Raw genomic sequence first — 15,407 nt, 5'->3', positions numbered from 1 at the left:
AAATTAAAATATCAAAAAATGTAATTTTTAATTACTTTGCCAATAAAACCGCACTATGACGTATAGAAATTAGAAAAATTGTTTAGAAATGTAGATAAGTAATCTTATTTACGATTCTTAACTTACATTATTGGGAGGAGGTGAATAGCATGAACAAGACAGAACTAATTAACGCAGTTGCAGAAGCAAGCGAACTTTCTAAAAAAGACGCTACAAAAGCAGTTGATGCTGTTTTTGATTCAATTCTAGATGCATTGAAAAATGGTGATAAAGTCCAATTAATCGGTTTTGGTAACTTTGAAGTACGCGAACGTGCAGCACGTAAAGGACGTAATCCTCAGACTGGTGAGGAAATCGAAATTGGTGCAAGCAAAGTTCCTGCTTTCAAACCAGGTAAAGCACTTAAAGATGCAGTAAAATAATTACATAAATTTATTGCTTCGGCAAAAAGGTCATGGTAACGTCCATGACCTTTTTTCTATGTAACTTTGAATTTATTTAGTTCTCGCTGCGAGAGGCTAATAGGTCTAGCCGCTAACACTTTTCTCTTTATCTGCAGTTGTGCTAATATGTATTTGTCATATATACTTGTTTGATACAGTATAGGGGGAATATGCATGACTGAAGTGAATCGCACCCAAATTGAGGAAGCGGTGCGTTTAATATTAAAGGCGATTGGCGAAGACCCGACGAGAGAAGGCCTTGTTGATACGCCGAAACGAGTAGCAAAAATGTATGAAGAGGTCTTTAGTGGTCTGAAAGAAGATCCGAAGAAACATTTTGAAACCATATTCAGTGAAGACCATGAAGAACTAGTTTTGGTAAAGGATATCCCATTCTATTCCATGTGTGAACATCATCTTGTACCTTTTTTCGGAAAAGCACATGTAGCATATATACCTAAAAATGGTCGTGTAACAGGATTGAGTAAATTGGCAAGGGCAGTAGAAGCTGTTGCTAAGAGACCTCAGCTGCAGGAGAGAATTACCTCTACCATTGCTGATAGCATGATGGAAAAATTAAGCCCTCATGGAGTAATGGTGGTTGTCGAGGCAGAACATATGTGTATGACGATGCGCGGGGTAAAGAAACCAGGCTCAAAAACTGTGACAACAGCAGTTAGGGGAAATCTTGCCAATGATACAATTGCTCGATCAGAAATTCTAACATTAATTAAGAATTAAGTGGGGGATACTATGGAAAAGCGTGAAGCGCAAAGTAGTGACTTTGTTGTGATAAAAGCAATCGATGATGGAGTTAGTGTAATCGGTTTAACGCGGGGAACGGATACAAAATTTCATCATTCTGAAAAGCTTGATAAAGGGGAAGTATTAATTGCTCAGTTTACAGAACATACATCAGCAATAAAAATTAGAGGAAATGCAAAAATAATGACTCAATTTGGCGAAATTGAAAGCGAAATGAATAAATAACTGAGATCTTGTCTAATTCGTTCATGTTCATTATTTTTATGATTCTTATGCCCTGCGGTAGAAATGTATTTATTTTGTGAATTTCTGCCCATACATACGCTTTTATGATATAATTGTCACTGCCTTGTTTAAACAAAAGGAACAAAAAATATATAAATTCGGGGAAGCAAGGGTGATTATATTGCCAGACATTCGACAAAAGTTTACAGACATTAAGGAGCAAGTTGAGCAAAAAGTATTTCATCCTTACTTGCTAAAACATATCGAAATGCCTGTAATTGATGAAGATAAACTGCTTATTCTTGTATCCATTATGGATAGACTCGAATTGTCTTACAATGAGATAAAGAATTACGCAATGACAACAATGCTAATACAAATTGCCCTTGATACCCATGAGCATATATCGAATGCTGCTGTTGATGAAATTAATAGACAATTAACAGTCCTAGCTGGGGATTATTATAGTGGATTGTATTATAAACTGCTGGCTGAGTCAGAAGATATCAATATGATAAGAGAACTCTCCAGAGGTGTAAAAGAAGTTAATCAACATAAAGTATCCATTTATCAAAAAGAACTGGATGAAATAGAAAAATTAATGTCAAGTATAAAGAAAATTGAAAGCTCTTTACTCGTGAAATTCTCTGAATGTTTTAAAGTGGACTTATGGAATGAATTTATAATAAATTTATTTTTCTTTAAACGTTTGCTCCTCGAAAAAAACCGCTTCTTGGAAACTGGAAGCAGCTTCATGTTCGAATCGATGAAGGATCTTATTTTTACGAATAAAAATCTTTCAATTAAAAAATTATCAAATAATCAGCAAAGAGATTTGCTTGTGATTTGTGATCGTTATCTTGATTCTTCAAAAAAATTTCTAATAAATGGAATAAGTCAGCTCCCATATTTAAATGATATGCTTGAAGCTAGAATTACTTCGATCATTAATGAACATCAACCATTTGCGAAAACTTTAGTGGAAGAAGGGTAAGCATATGCAGCAATCCAAGGAACAGCGAGTTCATAAGGTTTTTGAGAAAATTTCCGATAACTACGACAAAATGAACTCTGTGATTAGTTTCCAGCAGCACATAAAATGGCGTAAAGATACGATGAAAAGAATGAATGTCAAGCCAGGTTCAAAAGCGCTGGATGTCTGTTGTGGAACAGGGGATTGGACCATTGCATTAGCTGAGGCCGTTGGTCCTTCCGGTGAAGTTACTGGATTGGATTTTAGTCAAAATATGCTAAATGTTGGGATTGAAAAAGTAAAGAGCATGGGTCTAAAGCACGTTAACCTAATCCATGGAAATGCCATGGAGCTGCCTTTTGCTGATAATAGCTTCGATTATGTAACAATAGGTTTTGGCTTACGAAATGTACCGGATTATCTTCAAGTGCTAAAAGAAATGAACCGTGTATTAAAGCCAGGAGGCATTGCAGTCTGCTTAGAAACCTCCCAGCCTACTCTTATTGGTTATAAACAACTTTATTATTTTTATTTCCGATTTATCATGCCGTTGTTTGGCAAATTATTTGCAAAGAGCTATCAAGAATATTCTTGGCTCCATGAATCTGCACGAAATTTTCCGGGTATGAAAGAATTAGCGCGGATGTTTGAGACTGCAGGCTTTAAAGATGTTTATTTTAAGCCATATAGTGGTGGAGCGGCAGCAGTTCATATAGGGTATAAAAAGTAAAACTTTTTGATATGTAAACAGGATGAAAAGCTGGTGAATACAAATGAAATTAAAGATGATGTATTCATTTTTGAATTCAGATATTAATATAATTGAGAAAAATTTAGAAGAGACAATCCAGGCGGATTCTCCTCTTTTGAAACGGGCTTCTTTGCACACCCTGCAGGCAGGAGGTAAAAGAATTCGGCCTGTTTTTGTTTTATTGGCTGGAAAGTTTGGCCAGTACGATATTAATGTGATGAAAAACGTTGCAGTTGCACTTGAATTGATTCATATGGCTTCTCTTGTGCATGATGATGTAATCGACGATGCGGATATTAGAAGAGGCCAGCCAACAGTTAAAGCAAAATGGGACAACAAGACTGCTATGTATACGGGTGACTTTATTTTTGCCCTTTCCTTAGAATTGATGAGCAAAATTAATAAGCCCTTAGCTCATAAAATATTGGCCCATACCATTGTTGAAGTATCTATTGGTGAAATCCAGCAAATCAAAGATAAGTATCGTTTTAATCAAAATCTTAGGGATTATTTGCGTAGAATTAAGAGAAAGACTGCCCTATTAATTTCTGCCAGCTGTCAGCTCGGTGCTATCACTGCTGGTGTTGATGAGACTATTCATAAAAAATTGTACCTTTTCGGATATTACGTAGGAATGGCATTCCAAATAACAGATGATATTTTGGATTTTACCTCGACGGAAGAAGAACTTGGTAAGCCAGCTGGCAGCGACTTACTACAGGGGAATATTACTGCTCCAGCTCTTTTTGCAATGGAAAATGATACAATTCGCCGTGAGATTGAAAAGGTTCACGAGGATATGGGACCTGATCAAATACAGAACATAATTTCCCTTATTAAAGAGTCAGGTGCTATTGAAAGATCCATCGCATTAAGCGATATGTATCTAGATAAGGCCCTAGAAGTACTAGAAGAACTCCCAGCTAATAAAGCAAAAAAAACACTGCGGGATATCGCTAAATATATTGGAAGACGCAAATATTAAGGAAAAGAGAGTGAAACCGTGGTTTACTCTCTTTTTTTATTTATTCACGTTTTGAAATCGCTTTCGACTTGCGAAATATTCGAAAAAATGGTAACATCTTCATGGATTGTCCCACTATGGCAATTATTATACATACTATATTAGGAGTGGAATACATGGAAAAAACATTTTTAATGGTGAAGCCTGATGGTGTACAGCGTAATTTAATCGGAGAGATCGTTGCTCGTTTTGAAAAAAAGGGCTTCCAATTAGTAGGCGCTAAATTAATGAGCATCCCGACTGAACTTGCTGAGGAGCACTATGGTGAACATAAAGAACGTCCATTCTTTGGTGAATTAGTAGATTTCATTACATCTGGACCTGTTTTTGCTATGGTTTGGCAAGGTGAGAATGTTATTGCAACTGCTCGTCAAATGATGGGTGCAACAAATCCTAAAGACGCAGCACCAGGAACAATCCGCGGCGATTTTGGCTTAACTGTTGGAAAGAATGTTATTCACGGTTCGGATTCACCTGCAAGTGCGGAGCGTGAAATTGGATTGTTTTTTAAAGAAGGCGGAGTTGTTGAATACTCTAAACTAGTTAACGAATGGATTTACTAATTTAGATAAAAGAGGCACTTGTATAGCATATACGGGTGCCTTTTTGTATGCGTATACATTTGAAAAAATAAAAATATTTTAGAAACAATAGTATACAAATAGAGTATCTGTTATTATCATTAGATAAATAATCATCTTGCAATTTATGCTATTTTCAGATAATTATACTAGGTTTATTAGTCTGTTTATGGTATATTTATAAAAATCCTTTAATGAGTTGAAGGGGGAAAGTGTAATGGGAATGAGATACTTAACAGCTGGAGAATCACATGGTCCAGAATTAACAACAATATTAGAAGGACTACCAGCAGGAATGCCTTTATTAGCGGAAGATATTAATACAGAGCTGGCAAGACGCCAGCAAGGATATGGCCGTGGAAGAAGAATGCAAATAGAGAAAGATACGGTTCAAATCACATCGGGAGTTCGTCATGGTCAAACACTTGGATCTCCTATTGCTTTAGTGGTTGAGAACAATGACTGGAAGCATTGGACTAAAATTATGGGAGCAGACCCACTAATTGAAGGTCAAGAGGATGAAGTAAAACGTAAAATAACTCGACCAAGACCTGGTCATGCAGACTTAAATGGTGCGATAAAATATGGTCATCGAGACATGAGAAATGTCCTAGAACGATCATCTGCGCGAGAAACTACTGTTAGAGTTGCTGCGGGTGCTGTTGCTAAGAAACTATTATCTTTAGTTGGTGTTACACTTGTTTCACATGTTGTCGAAATTGGCGGTATTAAGGCTAATGGCAACCTAAATTTATCAATTGATGAGCTAAAGGAGCGAACCGAGCTTTCACCTGTACGATGTGCAGACCCTGATGTAGAGCAGGAAATGATGAATGCCATTGACAATGCTAAGAAGAATGGTGATTCTATTGGCGGCGTTGTCGAAGTCATTGCAACTGGAATGCCGGCAGGTGTGGGCAGTTATGTTCAGTATGATAGGAAATTAGATGCAAAACTTGCAGCTGCTATCGTAAGTATCAATGCCTTTAAAGGAGTAGAATTTGGTATCGGCTTTGAAGCAGCAAGAAAGCCTGGAAGTGAAGTTCATGATGAGATTGTTTGGGATCAAGATAATGGTTATACACGAAAGACAAATCGTTTAGGCGGTTTTGAAGGTGGAATGTCCACTGGTATGCCGATTGTCGTTCGCGGAGTTATGAAGCCTATTCCAACGTTATACAAGCCGTTAATGAGTGTTGATATCGATACGAAGGAGCCGTTTTCTGCAAGTGTTGAGCGTTCAGATAGCTGTGCTGTACCTGCTGCAGCTGTTGTTGCGGAAAATGTTGTCGCATGGGAACTTGCTAATTCGCTTATCGATCAATTCTATAGTGATCGGTTTGATACATTCGCTGCTGAAATTAAACGTCAGCGTGAATACGCGAGGGAATTTTAATGGAGACCATTCAAATTCAAACAAGCTCCAAAAGCTATAATGTGTTTGTTGGCGAAGGCGTAAAAAATGAAATCAGCTCTTTTTTAAATAATCATTTTACAAAACTGACTAAAATATTAATTATTACAGATGAAACGGTTGCAAGTATTCATCTTGATAATCTATTAATGCTTCTGACTGAATGGGATCCAGTTGTTTTTACAGCTCCTAGTGGTGAAAAAGCAAAAACGTTCGAGGTATACTATGACGCCTTATCCACCGCATTAGAAAACCAACTAGACCGAAAATCTGTCATTCTTGCTTTTGGCGGTGGTGCAGTAGGTGACTTGTCAGGATTTGTTGCAGCCTCTTTTATGAGAGGTATACCATTTATTCAAGTTCCAACTACTATCCTTGCACACGATAGTGCTGTTGGTGGGAAAGTCGCTATTAATCATCCTCTGGGAAAAAATATGATTGGTGCTTTTCATCAGCCAGAGGCTGTTTTCTATGATTTAGAATTACTCCATACACTGCCTGAACAAGAAATTCGTTCAGGTTTTGCAGAGGTTATTAAACATGCACTTATTTATGACTCAGCCTTTTATGACTGGCTGAAAACAGATATTCATCATCTTGATTCGTTAACCACAGAACAATTATTCAAATCACTTACTAGAGGAATTCAAATAAAAAATGAATTTGTTTCTAAGGATGAGAAAGAAACGGGAATTCGTGCGTACTTGAATTTCGGACATACACTAGGACATGCCATTGAATCAGAAATGGGCTATGGGAATTTTACACATGGCGAAGCCGTAATGATTGGTATGATTTTTGCGTTAAAGATCAGTAAAGAGGTTTCAGGTCTAGCCTTTGATACAGAAGAGTTTATTACCTGGGTGCAAAGATTGGGATACCAAACAGAAATACCAGGTCACTTAACAAACGAGCACTTGCTGGCAAAAATGAAGCTAGATAAGAAATCAGCTGGTGGAACAGTGAAATATGTAGTATTAGAGCAAATAGGAAAACCAAAACTTTGTGAGCTTTCAGATGATTTTTTAATAACACAGCTCGAGAATTTCAAATAACAAGGGGGGCTTTTCATGATTCGAGGGGTGAGGGGAGCAATCACCGTAGATTGTAATTCTGAAGAATCTATTTTAATAGCTACAGAAGAGCTTTTGAGACAAATAATTGAGGGTAACAATATTCTTCCAGAGCAAGTTGCTTCCGTATTTATATCAACCACTGAGGACCTAAACGCTACTTTTCCTGCAAAGGCAATGCGTAAGTTTGCTGGCTGGACCTTTGTACCAGTTATTTGTATGAGAGAATTGCCAATACCTAATTCATTGCAAATGTGTGTTAGAGTTATGATGCATGTAAATACAGCTGTACCGCAGGAAGAAGTTGTACATGTTTATTTAAAAGGGGCAACGGTATTGAGACCTGACTTAGGCAATAGTGTTGCCAAATAGGCGTTTAATTTCAAGTTAATAAAAGGATGGAGTGTAGAGAAATGAGATGGAAAGAGCAATTATTAACACTGACTCCATATCAGCCAGGAAAATCAATTGAGTCAGTTAAAAAACAATATAATTTAGAACAGATTGTTAAGCTTGCATCAAATGAAAATCCTTTCGGGTGTTCAAAAAACGTTCTTTCTGCCTTACAAAGTCACCAGCCAGGCTTTGCTATTTACCCTGATGGCTACATGACAAGCTTAAGGGAAGCTGTAGCTTCTTTTTTAAAGGTAGGTCAAGATGAACTAATATTTGGTAATGGGTCGGATAACATTATTCAGATTATTTCACGGGCTCTGCTGCACCCTGGTGCCAATACCGTAATGGCGACACCTTCCTTCTCACAATACAAACATAATGCGATAATTGAAGGAGCAGAAATAAGGGAAATTCCATTACTTGATGGTCAACATGATTTAGAGAAGATGTATGCTGCGATTGATGAGAATACTAATGTTGTCTGGGTTTGCAGTCCTAATAATCCGACAGGTACATATGTCCCAGAAAGTAAATTAACACCATTTCTGGATAAAGTTCCTTCCGATGTTTTAATCGTGTTGGATGAAGCGTACTATGAATATGTATTTGCAGATGATTACTATGATTCAATTGAATTAACAAGAAAATATCCAAATTTAATCGTACTGCGAACTTTTTCGAAAATTTATGGTCTTGCATCACTAAGGGTCGGCTATGGTGTTGCCAACCGGTCAATCATTCAAGCTTTGGAACCTGCAAGAGAACCTTTTAATGTTAATTCATTTGGACAGGTAGCTGCAATCGCTGCACTTTCCGACCAAGAGTTTGTTCAAGATTGTAAAAAGAAAAATAGACAAGGTTTGACTCAATTCTATGATTTCTGTGAGAGACATAATCTAAGCTATTATCCTTCTCAAACAAATTTCGTTTTAATAGATATTAATGCAGATGCTAATCAAGCGTTCCAATTTTTATTGGAAAAAGGCTATATTGTAAGATCAGGGAGTGCGTTAGGATTTCCTTCTTCTTTAAGGATTACCGTTGGCTCTGCAGAGCAAAATGATGGGGTGCTAAAAGCATTAGGAGAATTTTTAACGCAACAAAATACAGCGAAACTCAAGTTGAACTAGGGGGACTACCAATGAAAGGCCGAGTTTTTGTTATTGGGCTTGGGTTAATTGGCGGTTCTTTAGCTTTATGTATTAAGAAAGAACATAAAGATGCTATCCTAATAGGCTATGATATCAATCAAGAACAAGCTAGACTTGGTAAAATGCTAGGTGTTATTGATGAAGTGGCTAATGATATCGTTGAAGGTGCTAAAACCGCTGATTTAATTATTATTTCCGCTCCAGTAATCGAAACGGAAAAGATTATTCACTTATTGTCAGAGCAATCGTTAAATCCAGAAGTAATTATTACGGACACCGGAAGTACAAAAAGTAAAATTGTGGGCAATGCTGCAAGCCTAAGAAAAAAAGGATACACCTTTATCGGCGGCCATCCGATGGCTGGTTCCCATAAAAGTGGTGTGTCTGCTGCAAAAGAAATTCTTTTTGAAAATGCCTTTTATCTATTTACGCCAGAGGACCATATTGAAGACTCCAAGGTGGAAAGGCTAAAGGAATGGCTCAAGGGTACAAATGCCAAATTTTTAACCGTTACCCCAGAAAATCATGATTACTTAACAGGAATTGTTAGTCATTTCCCTCATATCATTGCTGCGTCGATTGTCCGTCAAACGGAAAGGTTAGCAGAAGGTGAGAGTCTTATTCCACGTTTAGCGGCAGGAGGCTTTAGAGATATTACTAGGATTGCTTCGAGCAGCCCGGCAATGTGGAAGGACATATTACTGCATAATCGCAAGGTTTTGATAGAATTAATCGATAAATGGAAGGAAGAAATGGATTGGGTGAAGGTGTTACTCGAACAGGAGAATAGTGAAGAAATTTTCCGCTATTTTCTGCAGGCGAAGCAATACCGTGATGGTCTCCCGGTAAGAGAAAAGGGAGCCATTCCTGCATTTTACGATTTGTTTGTTGATGTTCCAGATTATCCTGGTGTTGTTTCAGAGGTTACAGGATACTTAGCAAAAGAAAATATCAGTATTACAAACATCCGCATACTAGAAACTAGAGAAGACGAAATTTATGGAGTCCTAGTCATTAGTTTTCAAACAGAAGAGGATCGTGGGCGGGCAGAAAGATGTATTCATGCCTGTTCAAGCTATGCTACATCGATTGGAACATAATTTGATTTGAATATAGGTGATGAAATGGAATTAATAGCATTAAAGCCAACACTGAAGGGTTTAAAGGGCAGTATTGAAATACCTGGAGATAAATCAATTTCACATCGTTCTGTTATGTTTGGTTCGATTGCCCAAGGTATAACAAGGGTGACAAATTTCCTGCCGGGCGATGATTGTTTAAGTACTATTTCTTGTTTCCGAAAGTTAGGAGTCGTCATTGAAGAAAGTGAAGAAGGTCTAACGATTTATGGGAATGGATTTGATGGATTAAAAGAACCTAACGAACTATTGGATGTTGGAAATTCTGGAACAACCATACGGCTATTGTTAGGAATTTTAGCGGGAAGACCATTTTACTCAGCACTTATAGGTGATCAGTCGATTGGAAAAAGACCGATGACTAGGGTAACGGAGCCATTAAGAACGATGGGGGCAAAGATCGACGGCAAAAAGAATGGAGAATTTACTCCACTTAGTATTCGCGGTGGACATCTAAATCCAATTACCTATAATATGCCAGTAGCAAGTGCTCAGGTGAAATCTGCTTTAATCCTTGCGGGTCTTCAAGCTGATGGAGAAACAACCATAATCGAAAAAGCTGAATCACGCGATCATACAGAAAGAATGATTCGTAAATTCGGTGGGGAAGTCGGGAAGGATAACCGTAAAATAACGGTAAAAGGAGGTCAAAAGCTAATTGCTTCTGATATTCTTGTGCCAGGGGATATTTCCTCAGCTGCGTTTTTCCTTGTTGCAGGTGCGATTGTGGAAGATAGCGAAATTCTTTTAAAGAATGTGGGTCTAAATCCGACTAGAACAGGGATTATTGAGATTATGAATCAAATGGGAGCTAATTTGGAAATTCACAACAATGATGAAAATTCGTTTGAACCAGCTGGTGATATTACAATTAAGACTTCCAATCTAAGAGGAACTGTTGTTGAGGGAGATGTTATCCCAAGATTAATTGATGAAATCCCAATCATTGCTCTACTAGCGACACAAGCTGAAGGGAAAACAATTATTAAAGATGCATCCGAGCTCAAAGTGAAAGAAACCAACCGAATTGATACTGTCGTTCAGGAATTAACAAAATTGGGTGCTTCAATAGAAGCCACTAATGATGGTATGATCATTAATGGTGGAACTACCCTTAGAGGTGGAAAAGTATCCAGCCATGGTGACCATAGAATTGGAATGATGCTCGCAATCGCTTCGTTGCTATGTGAGGGCCAAGTAGAGCTAGAAGATCCAGAAGCAATCTCAGTTTCGTATCCGAATTTCTTTAACCATCTAAATAGCCTGAAAAACTAAAGCTGCCTTTGTGCAGCTTTTTATGTCTTTATTTTCCGGTTCTAGTTTTTAAGGATCATTCATAGCTTGTCTTAAAGAAGTATAGCTGTGAAAAGGGTGGTAGGATGGGTTATATTATCGAAAATGCTAATATTTTAAAGGAGAAGAAACTTTCAACATCATCACTATTGATTGAAGGAGAGCACATTACTGCAAAGAAAGAACATATACACCATAATAAATTAATAAAGATGAATGCAGAGTCTTATATCATGACCCCTTCTTATGTACTTTTAGATACAAGAATACCTCTTAATGCCGCCTTTCAAGAATTTCGAGCATACATGGTTGAGAAATTTCTTATGAAAGGATGTACCACATTATTTACCTACAGTTCGATCACGTACGAAAGTGAATTAACAGAAAAGATCAGAGAAACTAAAACGGCTCTCATTAGCAGTCCCGTCGATTTTCTCATAAGTGTAAAAATTCCATTGCGTCTTTTAACTCCCTCATTTATAAGGAAATGTAAAAAAGAAAGGGTGCCTGCCATCTTTATCGATGTAGAGGACCTTGATGAACTAAACAATATGCCATGGGGATGGATTAAAGAAGCACTTTTTCCTTATAATTGTCCGCTTGTTCCATTAATTTCTAATCACCTAAAGAAGGATGCTAAAAGGGCCATGTCGAAATGGAAGGATATAATGGAAAATCAAAAAATTCCTGCCATCTTACAAGAAATAAAAGAGAATCAGCCATTGTCCATTTCAGTATTAAATAAAATTGGCTTATATCCCCAAAAAGCAAGTTTATTGCATGGAGCTGAAGTAAGCTATAATCTATTTCATAAGGCTGAAGAAATCATCAATGTTGATGAAGTGGAATTATTTCATTATCATAGTGATAGACTTCTAGTTACAGTTCATAAAGGTAAAGTAGTACGTGCAGGGGAAGAGGTTTTATTTAAACCTGGATATGGAGAATATGTTAGGGTACGAACTCCATCTTATTTTGCACTTTAGAATTTAGTTTGCATGCTTTTTTCTTATTTTTTGTTCCTAAAAACTGCAAAGTTTAAGAAAAGAGCCTTAGTTAATTAAGGGAACCGAGAGGAAAGAGATAATGGACAGAGTAAATAAAATTATTACAATGTTGGAAAACGGCCAACATAATGAGGCCATAAATGAATATAATGTTGTATTAACAAAAGGTCAGCCCGATGAAAAATTCCTTCTTGCTGAAGAAATGTTCCAATTTGGATTTTTAGATGAATCTAAGGTACTGGTTGAAAACCTATTAACCATTTATCCTGAAGAGGGTGAACTGCTCGTCTTACTGGGTGAAATATTAGTGGACGCCGGCGATGAGGAACAAGCAATTCTTGAATTAGAAAAAATCTCCGAACACGACCCCAGCTTTGGACAATCTCTCTTGCTGTTAGCAGACTTGTATCAAGTTCAAGGTTTATATGAGGTATGTGAAAGAAAACTGCAGCAAGCAAAGGATATATTGCCAGATGAGGTTATCATTGATTTTGCACTTGGTGAACTCTACAGTGACCAAGGTGAAGTAACGAAAGCGCTAAAGTCATATGAGGCTGTTTTAAAGGAGCAGCAAGAGGTTGCAGGAGTTAGTATTTATCAGCGAATGGCTGAGCTTCTAAGTGCCTCTGGTGAATTTGAAGAAGCTCTATTCTATTACGACAAAGCCATTGATGAGAAATTGGAAATTAACACACTATTTGGTTATGCTTTTACAGCACTTCAAGCAGGATATAATCGAACTGCCATCGAAAGATTCGAGGAATTAAAAGGGCTGGACCCAGAATACCATTCCCTATATCTACATCTGGCCAAGGCATATGAACGGGAAGAAGAACTTGATAAAAGCTTAAACATAATACAAGAAGGTATTAAGCAGGATGAATTTAATAAGGATTTATTTTTCTTTGGCGGCAAAATAGCCATTAAGCTCACACAGCCAGACCTGGCAGAACAATATTTCCGTGAGGCACTTGCTTTAGATCCAGGCTTTACTGAAGCAGCACTAACATTAAATAAGCTTTTCTTTCAGCAAGAAAGATACGAAGCTGTAATTGATTTGATTTCACAGCTGGACTTTGTAGAAGATGAAGAACCCCAGCTCTTATGGGATTCCGCCCTTGCCTACGATAAGTTAGAGGAATATTCCGTGGCATTAGACAAATATGAAAGTGCATATACTTTTTTTAAGAATAATGAAGCATTTTTGAACGATTATGGTTATTTTTTAATTGAAGAAGGAAAAATCGACCTTGCTGCCGAAATTTTTAAACAGTTACAAAAAGGTGATCCCACAAATGGAGAGTATGCTGATTTGCTTGACCGTCTAATTAGTAGAGAGAATTAATAAAAAGCTGAATATACAGAGGAGGGAAACTATCATATGGCAACCCCTGTTTCTGTCAACGAGAAAAAGGACTTTATTCGCTGGTTTTTAAATCATTATCAATTAAAACGAAGAGAGTGTGTTTGGATTCTGAATTATTTAATGAGTCACGACCAATTAATGGAGAAGGTTCATTTTGTAGAGCAAGCACAGTATTGTCCGCGTGGGTTGATCATGTCAACTCACTGTGTTGATAAGGTACCATTTCGCTTTTATAAAGAGAATGTTATGACAACTGATGCTGAAAAATCCTTTCATGATATTCGGTTAAATCGTGACGAAGATATTTTTATTCAATTAAACTTTCATGCTTCCAATCAAGCGCACCAGTACGCGGCTGTATTAGAGGAAAATCCATTTGTTCCTAAACACCTTCAAGTAAATGAGAAAGACGGAATTATAGCAGAACAATTTCTGCAAAACAGTATTGAGCGTTTCCAACGCGAAAAGCTGCTTCAATTAATTGACGAAGCCCTTGATAAACAGGATAAAAAGGCCTTTAGTGACTTAACCGAAAAGCTTAATCAACTTAAGGAAGCAGAGGAAAATGGAAGCTTGCGATAAGCAGGCTTCTATTTTTTATGTTAACTGAATTTTTTCTCTCTTTTCCTTTTATGTTTTATTTAAAAAAATGATATGATAGAGCTAATGAATAAAAGGGGAGTGTATAAATGAAGTGGGTTTCAAAGGATATAGAAACATATTTATCCGCAAAGGAATATGTGGATACGGCAGTAATCCCATTGTATTCTGTTTCATTTGGGAATGAAATGAAACAATCTGCCTCAAGCGCAGAATTTATAACGTTACTAACCAATTACCTTGAGAGACAGTTTACTGGAAGACTTATGTTGGTGCCTCCGTATACATACTTAAAAAGTGATCAGTATGAGGATATAATGAATGGATTGAAGAAGTGGGAAGAGAAAATAGAAAAAAACGAGTTTAAACATATATTTTACATAACGTCTGAAATTGAGTGGAAAAACGTTGAGGACGAGCTTAAAGGTTCATTAATTTGGCTTCCATCCCTGCCGCTTGAGTATTTGAATGAATCACAAAAGATGTCCATGATTGAGAGTCAAGTAAAACAGCTTCTTACCCTTTTTACACAAAAGTGGCATGAAAATTTGTAATTCTTTGCTGATTAACATGTTTTTAAAATAGTATGATATTGACCTAGGATAAAGATTGATATATCATGGTTATGTCCTAGTTTTATATGTGTTTAAATTATGTCCGATGGACTTAACTTGTGAATAGAGGGGGGATAAGCATGAGTAAGCATCGCGTATCAAGAAGACAATTTTTAAGCTATACTTTGACTGGTGTAGGTGGATTTATGGCAGCAGGTATGTTAATGCCAATGGTTCGTTTTGCCATTGACCCTGTATTAAAGGCCGAAGCAGGTGGAGATTTTATTGCAACTCCATTGAAAATTAAAGACATCACTGCGGAACCACAACGAGTTGATTTCACGTTTGAGCAAAAGGATGCTTGGTATACTTCAGAAGTTACAAATACGGCATGGGTTTATAAGGATGAACAAGATAACATTGTTGCCCTTTCTCCAGTTTGTAAACACTTAGGTTGTACTGTTGGTTGGGCATCAAGCGAGGACCATCCGGATCAATTCTTCTGTCCATGTCACTTTGGACGTTATACAAAGGATGGAACAAACGTAAAAGGTACTCCACCACTAGCACCACTTGATGTATATCCAATTCAAGAAAAAGACGGTTTACTTTACTTAGGTAAAGCTGAACCACGGACAAAGGAGGCGTAATC

The 15,407-nt window shown here is 37.2% G+C and carries 18 protein-coding genes; all 18 read left to right on the top strand.

The window, feature by feature from the left end; translation table 11 throughout:
• Nucleotides 1-149: 149 nt before the first annotated feature.
• Nucleotides 150-422 carry a non-specific DNA-binding protein Hbs gene (hbs, locus tag BANA01_RS00365; RefSeq protein ID WP_034676225.1) on the top strand — a complete coding sequence of 91 codons (273 nt, stop codon included), beginning with the start codon at nucleotides 150-152 and terminating at the stop codon, nucleotides 420-422.
• 195 nt (nucleotides 423-617) lie between these two features.
• On the top strand, nucleotides 618-1,184 hold the full coding sequence (gene folE, locus BANA01_RS00360) for a GTP cyclohydrolase I FolE (protein ID WP_034676224.1): 567 nt from the start codon (nucleotides 618-620) through the stop codon (nucleotides 1,182-1,184).
• A gap of 12 nt (nucleotides 1,185-1,196) precedes the next feature.
• A complete protein-coding gene (mtrB, locus tag BANA01_RS00355; RefSeq protein ID WP_034676222.1) occupies nucleotides 1,197-1,433 on the top strand; it encodes a trp RNA-binding attenuation protein MtrB in 237 nt (78 codons plus the stop codon).
• 172 nt (nucleotides 1,434-1,605) lie between these two features.
• Nucleotides 1,606-2,427, top strand: a complete 822-nt coding sequence (locus tag BANA01_RS00350; RefSeq protein WP_235847035.1) for a heptaprenyl diphosphate synthase component 1 — start codon at nucleotides 1,606-1,608, stop codon at nucleotides 2,425-2,427.
• A gap of 4 nt (nucleotides 2,428-2,431) precedes the next feature.
• Nucleotides 2,432-3,136 carry a demethylmenaquinone methyltransferase gene (locus tag BANA01_RS00345; protein WP_034676216.1) on the top strand — a complete coding sequence of 235 codons (705 nt, stop codon included), beginning with the start codon at nucleotides 2,432-2,434 and terminating at the stop codon, nucleotides 3,134-3,136.
• A 43-nt stretch (nucleotides 3,137-3,179) separates the two neighbouring features.
• Entirely contained in the window at nucleotides 3,180-4,142 is a 963-nt protein-coding gene (gene hepT, locus BANA01_RS00340) for a heptaprenyl diphosphate synthase component II (RefSeq protein WP_034676213.1), read from the top strand.
• A 155-nt stretch (nucleotides 4,143-4,297) separates the two neighbouring features.
• Entirely contained in the window at nucleotides 4,298-4,744 is a 447-nt protein-coding gene (gene ndk / locus BANA01_RS00335; RefSeq protein WP_034676210.1) for a nucleoside-diphosphate kinase, read from the top strand.
• Between the two features lie 241 nt (nucleotides 4,745-4,985).
• Nucleotides 4,986-6,158 carry a chorismate synthase gene (aroC, locus tag BANA01_RS00330; RefSeq protein WP_034674492.1) on the top strand — a complete coding sequence of 391 codons (1,173 nt, stop codon included), beginning with the start codon at nucleotides 4,986-4,988 and terminating at the stop codon, nucleotides 6,156-6,158.
• A complete protein-coding gene (aroB, locus tag BANA01_RS00325; RefSeq protein ID WP_034674486.1) occupies nucleotides 6,158-7,231 on the top strand; it encodes a 3-dehydroquinate synthase in 1,074 nt (357 codons plus the stop codon). Before aroC ends, aroB begins: the two co-directional genes overlap by 1 nt.
• A 15-nt stretch (nucleotides 7,232-7,246) precedes the next feature.
• Complete coding sequence (gene aroH / locus BANA01_RS00320) at nucleotides 7,247-7,621, top strand: chorismate mutase (RefSeq protein WP_034674488.1); 375 nt, start codon at nucleotides 7,247-7,249, stop codon at nucleotides 7,619-7,621.
• Between the two features lie 41 nt (nucleotides 7,622-7,662).
• Complete coding sequence (gene hisC / locus BANA01_RS00315; RefSeq protein WP_034676236.1) at nucleotides 7,663-8,775, top strand: histidinol-phosphate transaminase; 1,113 nt, start codon at nucleotides 7,663-7,665, stop codon at nucleotides 8,773-8,775.
• Between the two features lie 11 nt (nucleotides 8,776-8,786).
• Nucleotides 8,787-9,896, top strand: coding sequence for a prephenate dehydrogenase (locus BANA01_RS00310; RefSeq protein WP_034676233.1), 1,110 nt, complete (start codon nucleotides 8,787-8,789; stop codon nucleotides 9,894-9,896).
• Nucleotides 9,897-9,920: 24 nt separating this feature from the next.
• Nucleotides 9,921-11,210, top strand: coding sequence for a 3-phosphoshikimate 1-carboxyvinyltransferase (gene aroA, locus BANA01_RS00305; RefSeq protein WP_034676230.1), 1,290 nt, complete (start codon nucleotides 9,921-9,923; stop codon nucleotides 11,208-11,210).
• Between the two features lie 104 nt (nucleotides 11,211-11,314).
• Complete coding sequence (locus BANA01_RS00300; RefSeq protein WP_034676227.1) at nucleotides 11,315-12,214, top strand: hypothetical protein; 900 nt, start codon at nucleotides 11,315-11,317, stop codon at nucleotides 12,212-12,214.
• A gap of 100 nt (nucleotides 12,215-12,314) precedes the next feature.
• Nucleotides 12,315-13,580, top strand: a complete 1,266-nt coding sequence (locus BANA01_RS00295; protein ID WP_063251217.1) for a tetratricopeptide repeat protein — start codon at nucleotides 12,315-12,317, stop codon at nucleotides 13,578-13,580.
• 36 nt (nucleotides 13,581-13,616) lie between these two features.
• Nucleotides 13,617-14,183: a ReoY family proteolytic degradation factor gene (locus tag BANA01_RS00290; protein WP_034676255.1), complete on the top strand. Its 567-nt coding sequence runs from the start codon at nucleotides 13,617-13,619 to the stop codon at nucleotides 14,181-14,183.
• Nucleotides 14,184-14,290: 107 nt separating this feature from the next.
• Complete coding sequence (locus tag BANA01_RS00285; RefSeq protein WP_034676252.1) at nucleotides 14,291-14,755, top strand: YpiF family protein; 465 nt, start codon at nucleotides 14,291-14,293, stop codon at nucleotides 14,753-14,755.
• A gap of 140 nt (nucleotides 14,756-14,895) precedes the next feature.
• The gene (locus BANA01_RS00280; protein ID WP_034676250.1) at nucleotides 14,896-15,405 is read left to right on the top strand and encodes a QcrA and Rieske domain-containing protein; all 510 of its coding nucleotides are present in this window, start codon (nucleotides 14,896-14,898) and stop codon (nucleotides 15,403-15,405) included.
• The last annotated feature ends 2 nt before the right edge of the window (nucleotides 15,406-15,407 follow it).

This window comes from Neobacillus niacini NBRC 15566 (genome assembly GCF_001591505.1).
In the GTDB taxonomy this organism is placed as follows: Bacteria; Bacillota; Bacilli; order Bacillales; family Cytobacillaceae; genus Neobacillus; species Neobacillus niacini.
Note: the sequence above shows the minus strand (reverse complement) of the source record. Positions and strands in the feature narration are given on the sequence as shown.